The 18,462-nt window shown below is 64.5% G+C and carries 11 protein-coding genes; 2 read left to right on the top strand and 9 right to left on the bottom strand.

Annotated features, from left to right (window positions below; all coding sequences use genetic code 11):
* Positions 1-123 precede the first annotated feature (123 nt).
* The 5 genes from AC3ISR_RS00790 to AC3ISR_RS00770 form a co-directional block, all read right to left on the bottom strand.
* Positions 124-369 carry a DUF2789 domain-containing protein gene (locus AC3ISR_RS00790; RefSeq protein WP_463985059.1) on the bottom strand — a complete coding sequence of 82 codons (246 nt, stop codon included), beginning with the start codon at positions 367-369 and terminating at the stop codon, positions 124-126.
* 116 nt (positions 370-485) lie between these two features.
* A complete protein-coding gene (locus AC3ISR_RS00785) occupies positions 486-2,000 on the bottom strand; it encodes a TolC family protein (protein ID WP_192298556.1) in 1,515 nt (504 codons plus the stop codon).
* A 41-nt stretch (positions 2,001-2,041) separates the two neighbouring features.
* Positions 2,042-9,829 (bottom strand): Ig-like domain-containing protein, encoded by a 7,788-nt coding sequence (locus AC3ISR_RS00780; protein ID WP_489324828.1) that lies wholly within the window; start codon positions 9,827-9,829, stop codon positions 2,042-2,044.
* Positions 9,830-9,967: 138 nt separating this feature from the next.
* Entirely contained in the window at positions 9,968-10,810 is an 843-nt protein-coding gene (locus AC3ISR_RS00775) for a sulfotransferase family protein (RefSeq protein ID WP_412547870.1), read from the bottom strand.
* Positions 10,811-10,918: 108 nt separating this feature from the next.
* A complete protein-coding gene (locus AC3ISR_RS00770) occupies positions 10,919-12,520 on the bottom strand; it encodes a glycosyltransferase family 39 protein (RefSeq protein WP_192298559.1) in 1,602 nt (533 codons plus the stop codon).
* A gap of 201 nt (positions 12,521-12,721) precedes the next feature.
* Here AC3ISR_RS00770 and AC3ISR_RS00765 point away from each other — a divergent pair, with 201 nt between their 5' ends.
* Together AC3ISR_RS00765 and AC3ISR_RS00760 are read left to right on the top strand one after the other, a co-directional pair.
* Positions 12,722-13,309, top strand: coding sequence for a phage tail protein (locus AC3ISR_RS00765; protein WP_192298560.1), 588 nt, complete (start codon positions 12,722-12,724; stop codon positions 13,307-13,309).
* 170 nt (positions 13,310-13,479) lie between these two features.
* On the top strand, positions 13,480-13,788 hold the full coding sequence (locus AC3ISR_RS00760; RefSeq protein WP_192298561.1) for a hypothetical protein: 309 nt from the start codon (positions 13,480-13,482) through the stop codon (positions 13,786-13,788).
* Here the strand turns inward: AC3ISR_RS00760 and AC3ISR_RS00755 are convergent.
* The 4 genes from AC3ISR_RS00755 to AC3ISR_RS00740 are packed head-to-tail and all read right to left on the bottom strand — an operon-like array spanning position 13,764 to position 18,460.
* Positions 13,764-14,279 (bottom strand): GNAT family N-acetyltransferase, encoded by a 516-nt coding sequence (locus AC3ISR_RS00755; protein WP_192298562.1) that lies wholly within the window; start codon positions 14,277-14,279, stop codon positions 13,764-13,766. The genes AC3ISR_RS00760 and AC3ISR_RS00755 overlap by 25 nt on opposite strands.
* 16 nt (positions 14,280-14,295) lie before the next feature.
* A complete protein-coding gene (locus AC3ISR_RS00750; protein ID WP_192298563.1) occupies positions 14,296-16,392 on the bottom strand; it encodes a site-2 protease family protein in 2,097 nt (698 codons plus the stop codon).
* Positions 16,392-17,711 (bottom strand): efflux RND transporter periplasmic adaptor subunit, encoded by a 1,320-nt coding sequence (locus AC3ISR_RS00745; protein ID WP_192298564.1) that lies wholly within the window; start codon positions 17,709-17,711, stop codon positions 16,392-16,394. The genes AC3ISR_RS00750 and AC3ISR_RS00745 overlap by 1 nt, the downstream gene beginning before the upstream one ends.
* On the bottom strand, positions 17,708-18,460 hold the full coding sequence (locus AC3ISR_RS00740) for an efflux RND transporter periplasmic adaptor subunit (RefSeq protein WP_463984923.1): 753 nt from the start codon (positions 18,458-18,460) through the stop codon (positions 17,708-17,710). The genes AC3ISR_RS00745 and AC3ISR_RS00740 overlap by 4 nt, the downstream gene beginning before the upstream one ends.
* Between the last annotated feature and the right edge of the window lie 2 nt (positions 18,461-18,462).

Raw genomic sequence — 18,462 nt, 5'->3', positions numbered from 1 at the left:
ATGAACGGAAGGCCGTCAAGTTTTGAAACACTTTTGCGGGAGACATCGCGCAACCTCAGAAAAAGTTCACTTGCGCGATTAAAGCCCGGTTTTTTTCAACTTTTGCGGTTGACGCGAAGTTTTTTACACCCCCCGTCCCTTCCTCAACAACACGTCCAACTCATCCACCAACTCAGCCCAATCCGCATCCTTGCGTTTCTCCTCACGCAAAAACGCACTCTGGCTGGGCGTCCAGAAAAACGCATCGGCCAGTTCCAGCTCGGGTTTGAGCGGCGAATGAACCGCCAAGAATTTATCGATACTCTGCGCGTCATCCGGCAGTCCCAACTGCTTGAACAACGACGACAAGCTATGCACAGGCGATTCCATGACAGATTCCTAAGAAGATGAGTCACCCGAGTCTAGCCCAGATGCACGCCCTGCCACGACCGCTCGACGCACCGATACGCTGACGGCGAGTGCGACTCGCCGTCAGCACCAGCCGATTACTTGACGACGGCAGGCGCCACCGGCGCGGCGATGTTGCCCGCCGCCCACGCCGACTCGCGACCGGCCAGGGCGGTGGCGATGCTCTGCACGCGGTCGGAGTCCAGTTGCTCGGGCAGCGGGTCGAGACCGGCGCTGGCGAAGATCTGGCCGTAGGCGTTGCGCAGGTCGGCGTAGGCCAGGTCGCGGCGCAGGTCGGCTTGAAGGGTGTTGAGTTCGCCCTGGATCAGGTCGAGCTCGCCGAGACCAGCAGCTTGGTGACGGTTGCGCAATTGGGTGAGGATCTGCCCGTCGATATTCGCCAGTTGCTCGTTGGTCTTGAACTGACGCACGGCGTCTTGGTAGTTGGCGTTGGCCACGTAGATCTGCGCCAGCACCGCGATGGACATCGCCTGGCGGCGGGCGGTGGCGACTTCTTCGCCGGCCTTGGCCACGTCGATGGCGGCCGGGGCCGAGATCACGTTGAACAGGTTCCAGGTGACCTTGGCACCGTAGTCGGCCCAGCGGTTGTCCACCAGGAACGAGTTGCTGTCGTAATGCCCGCCGGCGCTGAATTCCAGGCCCGGCAGCAAGCGCAGCATGGCTTTGCGGGTTTCGGCGGCGCTGATGCGGGTCTGGTAGTCCTGCTCGCGCAGCTCAGGACGGTTGGCCAGGGCTTCCTGTTCCAGGCTGGCGAGGTTGACCTTCAGTTGCGGCACGCTGTAGTCGTCCGGCGTGGCCAGCTTGAGCTCGGTGCCCATGGGCAGGTTGATCAAGGTCGCCAGCTCGGTCTTGGCCAGGGACAACGCGCGGCGCTGCTCCTGCAATTGGCGCGTGGCCTCGATCAGTGAACGCTGGTAGCCGAGGGCTTGCACCGGGTCGCCGATGCGTTGCTCGCTCATGCTTTGGCTGTTGCTCTGGGCCTGGTCGACGCGGGCCATCAGGCTGTCGATCTGGCCGAGCAAACGTTCGGCCGCCACGGCGCGCCAGTAGGCCGAGCGCACGTCCTGGACGATGGTGTTGATCACCTTGCGGCGGCGTTCCTGGATGATCAGGCGTTGGTCGCCTTGCTGCTTGGCGCTGATGTAGCTGACGCCAAAGTCAAGCACGTTCCACACCATGGTCAGGTCCGCCACGCGACGGTCGCGGTCCTGGGAGGTGGACGGTTCCAGGGACTGGGTGCCGGTACGCACACTCTGGCTGCTGGAGGCGTTGGTGTTGTTGCGCCCGGCATAACCGGCCGACAGCGCCATGCGCGGCAGCATGTCAAAGCTGGAGAGGTCGGATTGACGCTTGGCCAACGCCTCTTCCATCACCTTCAAACGGCCTTCGAGGTTGTACTTCACCGCGCGGGCCATGGCCTGGTGCAGGGTCAACGGGCCGCTCAGCGGTTCCTGATCCTTGTACATGCCCTGCAGGTCGCTGCGAGCGCGCTGCTCGCTGACGCTACGTTCAATCGGCTTGCTGGTGACCGCACAACCGCTGATCGCCAGCGCCAGCAAGCTGGCGCCGAACAACTTATGACTTTTATTCATCCTTGGACTGCCCCTGTTACCGCGCCTTGAATTTAGTGTGATCAGGCCTGCATTTCGTTGATACCGACCTGTTGCAGTGCATGCGCCAGATCAATCACCTGGCGTTGTTGTACGTCATTGATCTGCTGCAATTGTTGACCCAGGGTCGGCGCCCCCAACGTGCCGCCCGAGCCTTGGATCGATTTGCTGTCGAAGGCCTTGAAGCCACCGTCGTCACCCTGGGTTTCGCGGTTGAACAGGCCCGATAAAGTGCTTGAGCCAAACACCCCGCCATCGCCGCCGCCAAACCCGAGGAACCCGGAGGCACCCGCCGCATTGCCGCCGTCCGTGCTGAACACCTGGGCGATATAGCTTGGCGCCAGAGCGTTGTTGCGGATAAAGATGTTGCCGATCGGCGGCAAGCCGCCGCCCGAATCACGCTGCTCGAACAGCGCCGGGAAACCAATCGGCGAGCCCAGGTTGCCACTGGGCAGGCCAAAGATGATCGGTTGCAGCGGCGCGTCCGGCGCCCCCGGTGGCGCCGTCGGGGCGGTGACACGGAACAGCGGGTCGCCGGTCAGCGCGACGGTATTGATCGCGTAGTTGCCGGAGTTGCTGAAGCCGCTGCCGGCATTGCCCGCCGCATCCGTCACCAGGCTGGTGTCGAGGGTGATGAAGTTGCTCGGATCAAAGAGGTTGGCCGTCGGCGTCAGGGTGGCGGTCCAGGTCTTGCCGCCATCGCTGGTGGCGAGGTTGGACAAGGTGCCGTTGGCCACGCTCAAGTCATCCAGGTCAAAACCACTGACTTTTTCACTGAAGGTGAACGTCACGGTGGTGGTCTGGCCGACGGTCAGGTTCGGGTTGGCCACGGAGATCGTCGCGGTTGGCCGGTCGGCGTCGAGCGCATAGTTGTTGGAAATGGCGATGCCCGCACCGGCGTTGCCCGCTGCGTCGTTCACCAGGCTGGCATCCAGCACCACCAGGTTGGTCGGGTCGGTAATCGCGACGGTCGGCGTCAGGGTGGCAGTCCAGGTCTTGCCGCCGTCGTTGGAGACGAGGTTGGACAACGTGCCATTGGCCACGCTCAGATCCGACAAATCAAAACCGCTGACCGCTTCGCTGAAGGTTACGGTGACCGTGGTGGTTTGCCCGATGCCGAGGACGGCGTCGGCCACGGTGATGGTCGCGGTCGGCCGCTGGGTATCGATGCTGTAGTTGTTGGAGTCGGTGGTGCCGACGCCACTGTTGCCCGAGGCATTCGTCACGCCGCTGTTGTCCAGCACGATGAGGTTGCTGGTGTCGGTGATATTGCTGGTCGGCGTGAACGTCGCGGTCCAGGTGACGCCGCCATCGCTGCTGCTCACCGCACTCAGGCTGCCGTTGGCAAGGGTCAGGTCGGCGTTGGTAAAGCCGCTGACGGCCTGGCTGAAGGTGATGGTCACCTGGGAGGTTTCGCCCGCCTTCAGTTGCGTGTCGGCCACCACGATGGTTGCCGTCGGCACCTCGGTGTTCACCGCATAGTTGGCGGAGTTGGTGGTGCCGGTGCCGCTGTTGCCCGCCAGGTCGGCGATGCCGGTATTGTTCAGCACGATCAGGTTGGTGGCGTCGGTCACACTCAGGGTCGGCGTGAACGTTGCCGTCCAGGTGATGCCGCCGTCGCTGCTGCTGACGTTGCTCAGGCTGCCATTGGCCACGCTCAGGTCGCTGTTGTCGAAGCCGGTGACGGCCTCGCTGAAGGTGATGGTCACCAACGAGGTTTCGCCCGGACGCAGGTCGCTGTCACTCATGACAATCGTGGCTGTCGGCCGCTGGCTGTCGACGCTGTAGTTGTTGGAATCGGTGGTGCCGGAGCCGGCGTTGCCCGCCAGGTCGGCGACGCCGGTGTTGTCCAGGGTGATCAGGTTGGTGGTGTCGGTGATGCCGGCAGTCGGGGTAAAGGTGGCTGTCCAGGTGATACCGCCGTCGCTGCTGCTCACCGCGCTCAAGGTGCCATTGGCGATGGTCAGGTCGGCATTGGTGAAACCGCTCACCGCCTCGCTGAAGGTGATGGTCACCTGCGAGGTCTGACCGACGCTGAGGGCCGTATCCGCCACTACGATGGTCGCGGTAGGACGCACGGTATCAATCGCGTAATTGTTCGAGTCGGTGCTGCCGCTGCCGGCGTTGCCGGAGGCGTTGGCCACGCCGCTGTTGTCCAGGGTGATCAGGTTGGTGGCGTCGGTGATACTGCTGGTCGGGGTGAAGGTCGCAGTCCAGGTGATGCCGCCGTCACCGCTGGTCACGGCGCTCAGGGTGCCGTTGGCGATGGTCAGGTCGGCGTTGGTGAAACCGCTGACGGCTTCGCTGAACGTGATGGTCACCAGCGAGGTTTCACCGATGCTCAACGCAGGATTCGCCACCACGATGGTAGCCGTCGGCAGCACGGTGTCGATGCTGAAGTTGGCCGAGTTGGTGGTGCCCGCGCCAGCGTTGCCGGCCAGGTCGCTCACCCCCGTATTGTTCAGGGTGATCAGGTTGGTGGTGTCGCGGATGCCCACGTCCGGCGTGAAGGTGGCCGTCCAGGTGATACCGCCGTCGCTGCTGCTCACGGTGCTCAGGGTGCCATTGGGGATGCTCAGGTCGGCATTGGTGAAACCGCTGACCGCCTCGCTGAACGTAATGGTCACCGCCGAGGTTTCGCCGGCGCTCAAGCTCGCGTCGGAGACCACGATGGTTGCCGTCGGGCGCTGGGTGTCGATGGCGTAGTTGCTCGAATCCGTGGTGCCGCTGCCAGCGTTGCCCGCCAGGTCATTGACGCCGGTGTTGTCCAGGCTGATCACGTTGCTGGTGTCGGTGATGCTGGCGAGCGGGGTCAAGGTCGCGGTCCAGGTGATACCGCCGTCGCTGCTGCTCACCGAGCTCAAGGTGCCATTGGCAATGCTCAGGTCGGCGTTGGTAAACCCGGTGACCGCCTCGCTGAAGGTGATGGTCACCAGCGAAGTTTGACCGATGTTCAGCGTCGTTTCCGAGACCACGATGGTGGCCGTCGGACGCGCGGTATCCATCGCGTAATTATTCGAGTCGGTGGTGCCGCTGCCGGCGTTGCCGGAGGCGTTGGCGACACCGGTATTGTCCAGGGTGATCAGGTTGGTGGCGTCGGTGATGTTGGTGGTCGGCGTGAAGGTCGCGGTCCAGGTGATGCCGCCATCGAAGCTGGCCACGTTGCTCAAGGTGCCGTTGGCGATGGTCAGGTCGGCGTTGGTAAAGCCGGTGACCGCTTCGCTGAAGGTGATGGTGACCAGCGAGGTATCGCCGATTTTCAGGCTGCTGTCGGCCACGACGATCGTTGCGGTTGGGCGCACGGTGTCGATGGTGAAGTTACCCGAGTTGGTGGTGCCCGTGCCGGCGTTGCCGGCCAGGTCGCTCACGCCCGTATTGTTCAGGCTGATCAGGTTGGTGGTGTCGTGGACACCTGCGGTCGGTGTAAAGGTGGCGGTCCAGGTGATACCGCCGTCGCTGCTGCTCACGGCGCTCAGGGTGCCATTGGGCACGCTCAAGTCAGCATTGGTGAAACCGGTAACCGCCTCGCTGAAGGTGATGGTCACCAGCGAGGTTTCACCCGCGCTCAGGGCCGAATCGGCGACCACGATGATCGCGGTCGGGCGCTGGCTGTCGACCGCATAGGCGTTCGAGGTGGTGGTGCCGGAACCGGCGTTGCCGGCGGTGTCGACCACGCCGGTGTTGTCGACGACCACATGGTTGTTGCCCTGGGTGATGCCTGCCACCGCCGTCAGCGTCGCGGTCCAGGTGATGTTGTCGCTGGTCGACAGATTCGACAGCGCGCCGTTGTCGACCGTCATGTCAGCCAAACTGAAGCCAGTGACGGCCTCGCTGAACGTGATCGTGACCAACGACGTGCCGCCAATCCCCAGCGCGTTGTCGTTGACCACCACCGTGGCGGTGGGCCGCTGGGTATCGACGGCGTAGTTGTTGGAATCCGAACTGCCGCTGCCGACGTTCCCCGAAGTCGCCGCCTGCACCCCCGTGTTGTCCAGGGTGATCAGGTTGGTGGCGTCCGTCACATTGCTCGAAGGGGTGAACGTCGCGGTCCAGGTAATGCCGCCGTCGACGCTGTTCACGGCGCTCAGGGTGCCGTTGGCGACGGTCAGGTCGGCGTTGGTAAACCCGGTGACCGCTTCACTGAAGGTGATGGTCACCAGTGAGCTGGCGCCAACGTTCAAGGCCGGATTCGCCACGACGATGGTCGCCGTAGGCGCCACGGTGTCGATGCTGTAGTTGGCCGAGTTGGTGACGCCCGAGCCCGAGTTACCGGCCAGATCGCTCACCCCCGTATTGTTCAGGCTGATCAGGTTGGTGGCGTCGTTGATACCCGCGGTCGGGGTGAAGGTGGCGGTCCAGGTGATACCGCCATCGCTGCTGCTCACCGCGCTCAAGGTGCCATTGGCAATGCTCAGGTCGGCGTTGTTAAACCCGGTGACCGCTTCGCTGAAGGTGATGGTCACCAGCGAGGTTTCACCGGCGTTCAGCACCGGGTCGGCCATGACGATGGTCGCGGTCGGGCGCTGGGTGTCGATGGCGTAATTGTTGGAGTCGGTGGTGCCGCTGCCAGCGTTGCCCGCCAGGTCGGCAATGCCGGTGTTATCCAGGGTGATCAGGTTGGTGGTGTCGGTGATGCTCGCGCTGGGTGTGAAGGTCGCGATCCAGGTGATACCGCCGTCGCTGCTGCTGACCGCGCTCAGGGTGCCGTTGGCGATGGTCAGGTCGGCGTTGGTGAAACCGGTGACGGCCTCGCTGAACGTGATGGTCACCTGCGAGGTTTCACCGATTTTCAACGCGCTGTCGGCCACCACCACCGTCGCCGTTGGCCGCACGGTATCAATGGCGTAGTTATTGGAATCAGTGGTGCCGCTGCCGGCGTTGCCGGCCTGGTCGGCAATGCCGGTGTTGTCCTGGGTGATCAGGTTGGTGGCGTCGGTGATGCTGCTGGTCGGCGTGAACGTCGCAGTCCAGGTGATGCCGCCATCAAGGCTGTTCACAGCGGTCAGGGTGCCGTTGGCGATCGTCAGGTCGGCGTTGCTGAAGCCGGTCACCGCTTCGCTGAAGGTGATGGTCACCAGTGAGGATTCGCCGATTTTCAGGCTGCTGTCCGCCACGACGATCGTCGCGGTTGGGCGCTGGGTGTCAATGACGTAGTTATTGGAATCAGTGGTGCCGCTGCCCGTGTTGCCTGCCAAGTCGCTGATGCCGGTGTTGTTCAAGGTGATCAGGTTGGTGGTGTCATTGACACCCGCGGTCGGCGTGAACGTCGCGGTCCAGGTGATGCCGCCATCGCTGCTGCTCACCGCGCTCAAGGTGCCATTGGCAATGCTCAGGTCGGCGTTGGTAAACCCGGTGACCGCCTCGCTGAAGGTGATGGTCACCGAGCTGGTTTGACCGATGCTCAGGGCAGTGTTCGCGACCACGATGGAAGCGGTCGGCCGCACCGTGTCGATGGCGTAGTTGTTGGAATCCGTGGTGCCACTGCCGGCGTTGCCCGCCAGGTCGGCGATGCCAGTGTTATCCAGGGTGATCAGGTTGGTGGTGTCGGTGATGCTCGCGCTGGGTGTGAAGTTCGCGAACCAGGTGACACCGCCGTCGCTGCTGCTGACCGCGCTCAGGGTGCCGTTGGCGATGGTCAGGTCGGCGTTGGTGAAACCGGTGACCGCCTCGCTGAACGTGATGGTGACCTGCGAGGTTTCACCGATTTTCAACGCGGTGTCGGCGACCACAATGGTTGCGGTTGGCCGCACGGTGTCGATCGTGTAATTGGCCGAGTTGGTGGTGCCCGCGCCAGCCAAGCCGTCGTTGATCGCGACCACCCCTGTGTTGTCGAGGGTGATCAGGTTGGTCGCATCGGTGATGTTGGTGGTCGGCGTGAACGTCGCGGTCCAGGTGATGCCGCCATCGAGGCTGTTCACAGCGGTCAAGGTGCCGTTGGCGATCGTCAGGTCGGCGTTGGTGAGACCGCTCACCGCACGGCTGAACGTGATGGTGACCAGCGAGGTATCGCCGATTTTCAACGCGGTATCCGCCATCACGATGGTCGCGGTTGGCCCCGGGGAATAAGCCGTGTTTACCGTGCCGCCGTCATTGAAGATGTTGTTCACGGCCGCTACGGAGGCGCCCGTGGAACCGCCGCCCGACGCAGGGCCACCGGAGCCGCTGCCACCGACGTTACCGCTCATGGCCGCAAAGTTGGCAGCCGTCATCAACAGCGTGCCTTTGTTCCAGATCGCGCCGACGCCTTTGCCGGCCGCGCCGCCCGAATCGGCGGAGCCACCCAGGCCACCACCGCCACCACCGCCGCCACCGGCAGCGATGTTGTTGGTAATCACCGACGTGCCGACAACGGTCAGTGTGCCGGTGCTGCCGTTGTAGATACCGCCGCTGGCCGAGGCGCCCGCCCGGCCAGGTTTGTCCCAACCGGAGCCGCCGCCACCGCCGCCAATGGAAATCGTGCCATTGTTTGCCGTACCACCGGCGCCGCCACTGCTGTAGTTGGCCGTGCCCACGCCGCCCGCGCCGCCGGTGCTGCTGCCGCCCCTGCCGCCCATGTAGTTGGGGTCATAGCCGCCGCCGTTGCCGCCGGTGTTGGCACTGCCGGAAGTGCCGGAATACACGCCTGTACCAAAGCCGGAAGTACCACCGTGACCACCGGCTTGCCCGCCGAGCGCGCCGCCACCGCCACCGCCGCCACCGACCGCGCCACCGACATAAGGCGCAGTAACCCCGCCACCGCCACCGCCGCCCGAGGCTGCGTTGCTGGTCACCGTGACATTGGTCAAGGTCAGGTTACCGTAGTTGACAATGCCGCCGCCCATGGCCGCCGTTCCGTCGGTCCCCGCCGCAGCGCCGTTGCCGGCGGCCAGGCCCTTGGTGATGATCAGCCCATCCAGGGTCGCGGTGACGCCGGAGTTGACCCTCAACACCTGGGTTTTGTACTCCCCGCTGATGGTCACGTCTGCCACGCCATCATTGTTGCGATCGCCGTCGATGGTGAGGTTCTTGGAGATGATCAGCTGGCTGTTGAGGTTGACCGTCATGTTGGCACCGAAGGCCACGGTATCCCCCGATACCGCGTCGCTCAGGGCCTGACGCAAGCTGCCGACACCACTGTCGCCGTTATTGAGCACCGTGATCGTCGCCAGGCTGTACTGATACCCCGACATGCTGCCGTAGGACAGCGCGGTGTGGCTCTCGATGGAGCCGGTGGCGATTTCCAGGGTCCAGTCGCTGCCCGCGCCGGTGCGGTTGGTGGACGCGGCAATATCGCGCCCGGTCAGCTGCGCCAGGGAGTCGACAAAGTTGATGCCCTTGTCGCCCGCCGCCGTGTTGCAGGCGTAGATCAGGATGTCGCCGCCAACGTTCATGTCCTGGCCGATCTGCGCCAGCACGTCGCTGCGGGCCGCGACGTTGTCTGCCGACAAATAGGTGTTGCCCAGCCACAGGTCCCCCGCGTTGCCGTGGGCGATGATCTGCACCGAGCTGACGCCCTGGTGGCTGCCCAGGTAATCGGCGATCTGTTGCAGGCCGTCCTTGCTCGCGTCCAGTTGCACCACCTGGGTGCCGGGGGCGACGCCTTTGAGCAGCTCGGCAGAGTCCTTGACCCGCGCGTCGACGAACACCACGGTTTCACCCGGTACGGCGACCGGGGCCGGGGTCACGGGCGCATCGGTTTGCGCATGGGTTTCGCTGCCGGTACCGGCGTGCTCGGTGGTCGGCGCCTTGGCGGCCGCGTCGGCAGCCGTGGCGTGACTGTCAGCCTGCGCCACGTCAGCCACTGTGGCGGCGACCGCGCCGTCGAACAGCATGCGTGGTTCCAGGGACATGATCATCGGCGTCGCCTGAGTAAGGGCGCCTGTTGTCGTTTGCCGTGCCTTAGCTTTGCTCCACCACATGCTGCTCACCCGCTTGTCGAATGCTGATACCCGCAAATAAAAAAGCCGTGATCAACTGATCGCGGCGTCGGCTTTGGTGCGAATCACATTGGCGGCGCTCAGGCTGCCGTCACGCCAGAAATCCATATGGGCGAACTGCTCGAACAGATCCGGCGGCAACAGGCTGCGGCGCGCTTGCAGCGCCACCCGTGGCTTGACCCGATGCAGGCCGGCTACGCCCAGGTCCTGGTCGAAATCCGGGGCGTCGTAGCTGAGGTTGTCGAAGTCGTGCTCGAACCAGGGCTCGCCGATAAATTCATAGACCAGCCGCATGACCCGCTCGGGGGCCTGGGCCAGCAGGTCGTAGTCGACGATCAGCATCGAGTCGGCGTGTTCGCCGTAGTACGCCTCTTTGAGCGCCGACCACGCATACCCGACCATGCGGTTGCGCTGGGCCAGGGTCTCGACGCGGCTGTACACGGTATTGCGCTCGACATCGTCGTTGAACAGCTTGGTGTTTTCGAAGGGATTGGCGCGGTACAGGCGCTCCAGGCTGTCCATGATCCACGCGACATTGCGCACGCAGGCGATGACTTTGGCTTGGGGAAACAGGTCATGCAGCGCCGGCATGCGCGCGCACCACTGGCGATTGGTGTCGAACACCACCGGCGTGGAGGTTTTGTCGGCGTAATAGGAATCAAACAGGCCGCGCAGCAAGCGGCGGCGGGTGTCGGCGTCGATCACCGAGCCAAACTCGCTGCCGGCGCTGCACTGCCCCAGCACACCCTTGAACAGGGTGCCTACCGGGCTGCTCATGCCCGCATGAAAGCGCGGGTTCTGCAGCAGGATGGCAGAGAGTAGGGTCGAGCCGGAGCGCGGCAATCCGGAAATAAAGTGATACGGCAATCCATTCACCACTTTTTGTCAGACAATTCCTTTTGTCACCGCAGAGTAGCTCAGGATTGATACAACCACTAGTGGGTAAATGCCACTATTTGCAGCCGATTTAATACCGATTCGAAATTAACGACATGCCTCAGGCTGCAAAGAAACAGGCCCCGTACACAGCACAAATAGCCGCGCCCTCGCCCCGCCGCCATCTTGCTGCAATACCTGGCGCCAACCGTCGGGGATCGGCGCGAAATCGTCGGGCATTTCATTGCTGCTGATCAGCCAGACGCGGCGGGTTTCGGCGGGCAAAGCAGACAGACGGTCGAGGTAAATGCGGCCACCGTCCTGATCCACCAGCGTCCCGAAACCATAGGCATTCGGCCGGGTCGGGGTGCCGTCGGGCTTGGGCGGGGTGTAGAGCTGCAACTGGGCGTCGGTCTGGTCGTAATACACGTAACTCAAGTACCACATCATGTCGCTGAGTACGATGCGGTCGTCGTCCTGGTAATTGCGATTGACGAACTCCACCGGCACGTTGAACTGGTCATGCACATCCACCGTGGCGTTGTTCTTCAACCCCAGCAGTTCAACGCCGACAAACACCACGAACAACGCCGCCCCCAGCCACGACAGACGGCTCGGCAGACGATCGATGGCCAAAGCCATGAGCAGCGGCAAGCCGATGGCATACACCGTCAGGTAACGTTCGATAAACACAGGCGATACAAACGACACGCCATACACCAACAGCACCGGCAGCAGCAGAAACAGCGCCAGCAGGCGCGCCGGCCGCAGGTTTTCGCGGTCTTTCCAGGCAGTCACCGCAACCACCGCCATCAGCGCTAGCGGGAACAGCCAGAACAGCGGCGCCCAGAAGTCGAGGCCTTCATCCTGCAGTACGAACTGCCAGATCATCGAGGGCACGGAGATCAGCGTAACCGGGTCTTCCCAGCCAATATCGCCGCCGACCTTGAGCTGCTCGACATGCTGGACCAGATCCAGCAGGTTCGGCAGCCAAGGCAGGTACAACGCGACAATCGCCACATTGGCCCACCACCATGCCGGACGCGCGAGCAAGCGCTGGCCCGGCGCCTGGGAACGGTACAACAGGCCCAGCCAGGCCCAGTGCACCAGCACACACAACGCCGTGAAGTAATGGGTATAAAAAGCGGCCGCCATCAGCAGCACATAGGCCACCAGGCAGCGCGCGCGCGCGGGCTGGCGCACCCAGTACACCAGCGCCAGCGTGGCCCCCAGCAGCCACACCGCCAACAGCGAATACATGCGCACTTCCTGGCTATAGCGCACGGCGCTGGGGAACAGCGCCAGCAGCACGCCCGCCAGCAAGGCAGCGCGACGCGTGGACAGCAGCCGCATCAGCCACATTCCCAGGCCCACGGCGAGTACGCCGGGGATCGCACTCATGCCGCGAATCGACCAGATGCCGTCGCCAAACACCTCGATCCAGCCACGCAGCATGAAAAAGTACAGCGGCGGGTGCACATCATGGGCCGCGTGAAACCACAGGTCGTCAACGGCGTATTCGCTGAGCAGCAGGCTTGAGCCTTCGTCGCCCCAGATCGCCGCCGCCGTCAGACCATAGAACCGCACGGCCATGGCCAGCGCCAGGATCGGCACCCACCATAGCCGGCTCAGCCAGCCGCTGCCTTCCCAGGCCTGCGCCACGGCAAATGTACCCACTTTTTCGTCTTGCTCGACCACAGACCGTCGCACCTCAAATCCCCTGACACTGCCGGTTTCCCCGGCAAAAATTGCGCATGCGCCAACAGGCGCAACTCTAGGGCATAAGCCTGGGTTTCGCTCGCGGTTTCGCATTGGCCAGGCGCCGCGCAAAAGTGCGTCTACGCTCTGCGATGACGCCGGATCGATTGGCGCCACTCCATACCTAAGAGCTCACACAAGGATTCGCGACTCATGGAAGTATTTATCGGCACCATCCAGTCTTTTGCCTTTAACTACGCCCCCAATGGCTGGGCGTTATGCAACGGCCAGGTCTTGGCTGTGCAACAGAACGCCGCACTGTTTGCGTTGATCGGCACCTTCTACGGCGGCAACGGCCAGTCCACCTTCCAACTGCCGAACCTGCAAAGCCGCTTGCCGATGGGCATGGGCCAAGGCACAGGCTTGTCGGCGCGGGTTATCGGCGATTTTGCGGGCACCGAGTCCGTCACGCTGCTGGCCGGCAACCTGCCCGCCCACACCCATGGCGCGGGCACGCTCGCCGGCAGCACTACGGTGCAGCTGACCAGCGTCGTCAGCAACTCGGTGACGGTACCTACGCCGACCAATGCCTATATCGGTGCTTCCGGCCCAGGCCCTGGCAGCGCGACGATCTATTCCGATCAACAAGGCGCCAACCCGGTGCCGCTCAAGGGCGTCAGCACCACGGTGGTCGGCGACACGGCGGTTGCCGGCCAGAGCCAGGCCTTTGCCACCCTGAACCCTTACCTGGCGATCAACTTCAGCATTGCCCTGGTCGGGCTCTACCCTTCACGCTCTTGACCCGCCCCCAATCAACCCCGCATCGGTAGTGAGCGGGCTCGCCCCGCGCTGGGCGGCGAAGCCGCCCCAAAACCAGGCGCCTCGGTTCTTCTGAAACACCGCGGCGGACCGATTTGGGGCGGCTTCGCCACCCAGCGCGGGCAAGCCCGCTCACTACGAGGAGCCAAAGCATGTTGAATCTAGTCACTCTGGAACATTTTCGTCCTCTGCTGGCTCAGCCCAGTGTGCTGTACCTGCCAGATGGCTCGGCGTTGCAAATCCAGGTGCAGGGGCTGCGCCCGGCGCCGGAGGCCAGATTGCCGGGCACTGCACGGGAGGGCTTCAGTGTGTCGCTCAATAGCCTCGGGCCGACGGATTTCGTCGACGGCTTGTGCCGCCTGCCCTTGCCGGATGTATGCCTGGAACACGTGTTCGTGTCCCGCGAGCCGGCCATGGGGCGCGACGGCGAGCGCGGTTACTTCTGCATCGTGTTCAACTGAGACGGGTACCACACCAGCCGTTGCGCGGCCGGTGTCTGTTCTTCCACGCGAAACCCCAGCGCCAGGTAATGCTGGCGCGCATGGGGGTTGCTCGCCCACACCACCGTCGCCACCGGGCAACACACTTGGGTGGCGGCCTGCTGCACGCTGTGCAGCACCGCCCGGCCGAAACCCTGGCCACGTGCGGCAGGGATGAACGCCAGGTACAGCACGCGGATTTCATTGGCGCCGAAGTCGGCACTCAAGGCACCGATAGGCGTGCCGAGCTTTTCCACCACGTAATGCAGGGCGCCTGGAAACTGCTGATCCATGCCCCGCTCCTGCACCTGGAACTGCTGGGCGATGACCTCTTCAACGACCTCTTGCTCGCCGTCGATCCACTGCAAATCCGCCCGCGCCGAATGGTAGAGCTTGTGCAAAAACGGCCCATCGCTGGCCCGTGACGGGCGCATCGCCAAGCCCTGCGCCAATCCGCCATTGTTGTTCATCATCGCCTGCCACTCCTTGTCAGAACCCGCTTTCCCTAACCCCCAACGCCGCCGCCCGCCGCCAGGCCGTGCCCAGCACCGACTCACTGCGCCCTTGCAACAGCACCACGCCGCGCAACGGTTGCCGGGGTGTCTCGATCGCCTCCAGGCTTTTGAGGCGCGCACCATATTGCGCCTGCACCGGCGCCGGGCGCTGGTTTTCGTCGCGGCGCACGGCAATCGGCCCGTGATGGTCGGAGGTCAGCGCCTCCTGATCCAGATATGCCACGCCGTTGGCGTCGATGTCGGTCAGTTGCACCGGGATCGCGGCGTGCATCGGGTCATCGGCGATAAACCGCCCGGTCGCCCCAGGCCCGACTCGCCAAAGCTCCGCTTCGGCCAGGTAGCCGCGCAGGCGTGCGCCCTCTTCCACCACCCGCACCAGCGCATCCTTGGGCGACAGCCAGCGACCCACGCTCAATTGCGGCAGCACATCGCGTACCGTGCCCCCATGGGGCGCACGCAACAGCAGGCGTTCGCGCTGGGCAGCGAGGCCACGGTATTCGGCCAGGGCCTGGGACAGGCGCTGATCGTTGATCCCGGCGTCGGCCGCCGTTTCGCTGCGCCCGGCCTGGCGGCGCATCTGCAACTGCAGGATCTCGACTTCGCGGCGCACGATGCTTTGGCGCGCGTCGAGGTCCGGCGACTCCAGTTCGATCAGCACCTGGCCCTGGGTCACCGCCTGCCCGTCCACCACCCGCAGCGCCTTGACCCGCGCCGCTACCGGCGCATGAGATGCGCTGACGCGACCGGCCTCAAGCATGCTCGGCAGCTCCACCGCGCTGCGCCACGGCACCACCAGCGCCAGCACGATCAACCCCAGTCCGAGGCTGCTGAGCAACACCCGAGGTGTATGGGCCTGGCTGCGGCGGCTCCACCACTCACGCCACTCCTTGTAGATCGGCAGGCAGATAAACCACGCCAATTCCACCAGCATCAGGAAGATCCCGAGCAGCTTGAAAAACAGGTGATACACCGCCAACGCGATCCCGAGGAACAGCGCCGCGCGCCACAGCCACGCCAGGTAGCCCCACCACAACAGGCGGCGCCGCATCGTCGGCGACCACGGTTCCGGCGCCGGTTCGCCATAGCCGAACAGCAGCTCCCGCAGACGCCAGCGGCACAGTGCGAAAGCGCGGCCTTGCAGGTTGTCGACGCCCCATAAATCGCTGATCAGAAAGTAACCATCGAAGCGCATGAACGGGTTGAGGTTGATCGCCAGGGTGGTCAGCCAGGTGGCGCTGGCCAGCATGAACGCCGCCGTGCGCGCCGGTCCGTCCGGCAGCAGCGACCAGGCCAGCAAGGCGATGCACGCCAGCAGCAGCTCGGCCATCACCCCGCCGGCGCCGATCATCAGGCGCGCGCGGCGATCATTGACGCGCCAGGCGTCGCTGACATCGGTGTAGAACATCGGCAACAGCACCATGAAGGCCACGCCCATGCTCTGCACCCGACAGCCGGCGCGCTTGGCCATGAACGCATGGCCGAATTCATGGCACAGCTTGGCGAAGAACAGCGCCACGCCAAACGCCAGGGCGCCGCCGAGGCTGAACAGGTGCGGGAAGGTCGCCAGGAAGCGCTGCCAATCGCGCGCCACCAAAAAGACCCCGAGGCCGAGGATCATCGGCAAACCGTAACGCAACAGGCCCGGGCCAAAGCGTGCCAGCCACGGCCAGGCGCGGTTGAGAAACGCGTCCGGGCGCCACAGCGGGATGCGGAAAAACAGGTATTGATGCAGCAGCACCTGCCACAGGCCCTGCTTTTGGGCGGCGGCTTTATACAGGTAGCTGGCGCGTTGCTCCGGGTCGAGGGCAGCGATCAGGTCGTGGGCGCGCAGAAAGCTCAGCAGCTCGCTGACCTCGCTGTCCCCCAAGGGCAAGCCCGGCTCGCGGTTGGCCGCTTGCAGGACTTTTTCCGCATCGCCCAGGGACCAATGCCGCAGCAGGCGGATAGCCGTGGCGCCCAACTTGAAATAGCGCCCACGCACCGGGTCGGCGAGGGTCCAGCGCGGCGAACCGTCCAATGCTGCGCCGGCGCTGGACAGTTGCAGGTCGTCACGCAGCTTGGGCAGGCTCATCACAGGCCCACGCTTTGACGCAGGCCCGCCAGCGGTCGACGCAGCAAGTACAGCGCCAGCGGCGCGCGGTCGCCATACAGCTTCGCGGTGCCACGCAGGCCGATGCGCGGCGGCGCGTCGTCGAACTGCGCATCCAGGCGATAGGCCAATTGCCCGCCCGGCGTAGGCTGCGCCTCGTACGCGGCACGTTGCAGGGTGGCGAGGTGGCGTTGCAGCGGGTCACTGTCGAGGAACAGCGCGACCTGCGCGTTGGGCGCCAGGGCAATCGCATCGCCCACCGCCAGTTCGATGCGCAACTCGGCCTGGCCGGGGTCGGCGATCTGCAACAGGCGCTCGCCGGTTTGCACGGGTTTGCCGGTCCAGCGCTCGGCGTCGGCGAACACCGCGATGCCGTCGCGCTCGGCACGCACCTCGCTGCGCTTGAGCAGCTCGCGGGCGTAATCGCGTTCGGCGCGTTTTTGCTCGACGCGCGCGGCCAGCAGGTCGATGCGCGAGCTGGATTCGGCATCGGCAAAGGCACGTTGGGAATTGGCCTTCAACTCCGCTTCCGCCACGCCCAGGGCCCGCGCCGCCACGTCCGCCTGGGCGGTCAGGGTGGTGCTTTCGAAGCGCAGCAGCAGGTCGCCGGTTTTCACGCTTTGGTTGGGTTTGACCAGGAACTCGGCAATCACCCCGTCCAAGGGCGCCGCGACGACTTGCCCGGCCAATGGCACCACTTCGGCAGGCGCCAGCACCGATTGGCGCACCGGGATCAGCAGCATCAGCAACAACCCGAGCACCACCGCCACCTGACGTTTGCGGGTCAGGCGCAGGCGCCACGGCTGGCGCGGTTGCAACGCATGCCAGGCATGGCTGTAGGTGTCGCCCAACTGCGCCAGCAAGACTTGCTCGGCCGGGTTCCACGGCGTATCCCGCGCCAGCCACAGGCCACCAAACACCTGGCCTTGGGGGTTGATCAGCGGCAACCAGAACACATGTTCGGCCGACAGGCTCTGCCAGTCGGCGCGTACCGCGTCGCTCAATGGCTCGGCGGGCACCACGCGCGCGGTCTGGTCGAGATCCAGCTTGTGCAACTGCGCCACCGCCTGCTCGACAAACGCCACGAACGGCGCGTTCGGGTCGACGCTGCTCACCGCTGTGACCGCCTGCACCTTGCCCGCGATCAACAGCGCAGCGTGGCGATAGCCGAACAGCGCTTGCCCATCGTTGACCAGGCTGTAGGCCAACTGCTCGGTGGTGCGGGCGGCGCGGGTCTGGCGTTCGAGGTCGAGAAACTGCGCGAACACCCGCTCGGTGTTCCCCGCCATCGGTGCGTTCATTGCAGTTGCGCGAAGTGGGCGGTACCGCTCATACCCGCCATCAAACCGGCGGCATTGGGCAGGGTAGCGACCAGCAGCAGCGTCTGGCTGCCCTCATCGATGCGCGCGCCGAGGCGTTTGACCGTGGCACTGAACGCCTGGCCGGTTTCGTCGGGGGTGAAATTGAAGGTCTGCCCGGGCTTGAGTTTGCCCATCCAGCGCGACGGCACCAGCAGGTGGATTTCCAGGCTGCGGTTGTCGACGATTTCCAGCAATGGCGCGCCCGCCGACACGCTTTCATAACGCTGGACCTTGCGCTGCACCACCTGGCCGTCATACGGCGCCAGCACGCTGCAACGCTTGATCTGCACCTGATAGACCTGGGACTGGGCCTGGGTCTCGGTGAGCTTGGCCTCGGCCCGCGCCACTTCGAAACGCCCGACGGAATTGAGCGAGGCCAGTTGTTTGTTGTGCGCCAGTTCTTCACCGGCGCCACGGCTGGCGGCCTGGGCGGCGTTCAGTTGGGCCTGGTAGGCCGAACAATCGAAGCGCGCCAGGGTGTCACCCTTCTTGAACGACTCGCCTTCGCTGAACGGCAGTTCGACGATGCGCCCCGACAACTCACTGGCCAGCATCGCCTGGTCGCGGGCCCGCAGCACACCGCGCGCTTCGCTGGTGGCACTGGCGGCAGTCGCCGGCGGCTGATCCAGCAAGGGATCTTCAGCCATGGCCAGCGGCGCGGCGCCCAACAGGCAGGTAAAACCCAACATCA

The sequence above is a fragment of the Pseudomonas sp. GL_117 genome (assembly GCF_057835125.1).
This window is presented reverse-complemented; position numbering and strand designations above follow the sequence as displayed.

Coding starts and splice junctions, on each gene's coding strand:
- AC3ISR_RS00765 (WP_192298560.1), top strand. CDS start 12,722: ATGGAAGTATTTATCGGCACCATCCAGTCTTTTGCCTTTAACTACGCC.
- AC3ISR_RS00745 (WP_192298564.1), bottom strand. CDS start 17,711: ATGAACGCACCGATGGCGGGGAACACCGAGCGGGTGTTCGCGCAGTTT.
- AC3ISR_RS00740 (WP_463984923.1), bottom strand. CDS start 18,460: ATGTTGGGTTTTACCTGCCTGTTGGGCGCCGCGCCGCTGGCCATGGCT.
- AC3ISR_RS00785 (WP_192298556.1), bottom strand. CDS start 2,000: ATGAATAAAAGTCATAAGTTGTTCGGCGCCAGCTTGCTGGCGCTGGCG.
- AC3ISR_RS00790 (WP_463985059.1), bottom strand. CDS start 369: ATGGAATCGCCTGTGCATAGCTTGTCGTCGTTGTTCAAGCAGTTGGGA.
- AC3ISR_RS00750 (WP_192298563.1), bottom strand. CDS start 16,392: ATGAGCCTGCCCAAGCTGCGTGACGACCTGCAACTGTCCAGCGCCGGC.
- AC3ISR_RS00755 (WP_192298562.1), bottom strand. CDS start 14,279: ATGATGAACAACAATGGCGGATTGGCGCAGGGCTTGGCGATGCGCCCG.
- AC3ISR_RS00760 (WP_192298561.1), top strand. CDS start 13,480: ATGTTGAATCTAGTCACTCTGGAACATTTTCGTCCTCTGCTGGCTCAG.
- AC3ISR_RS00780 (WP_489324828.1), bottom strand. CDS start 9,829: ATGCTGTTCGACGGCGCGGTCGCCGCCACAGTGGCTGACGTGGCGCAG.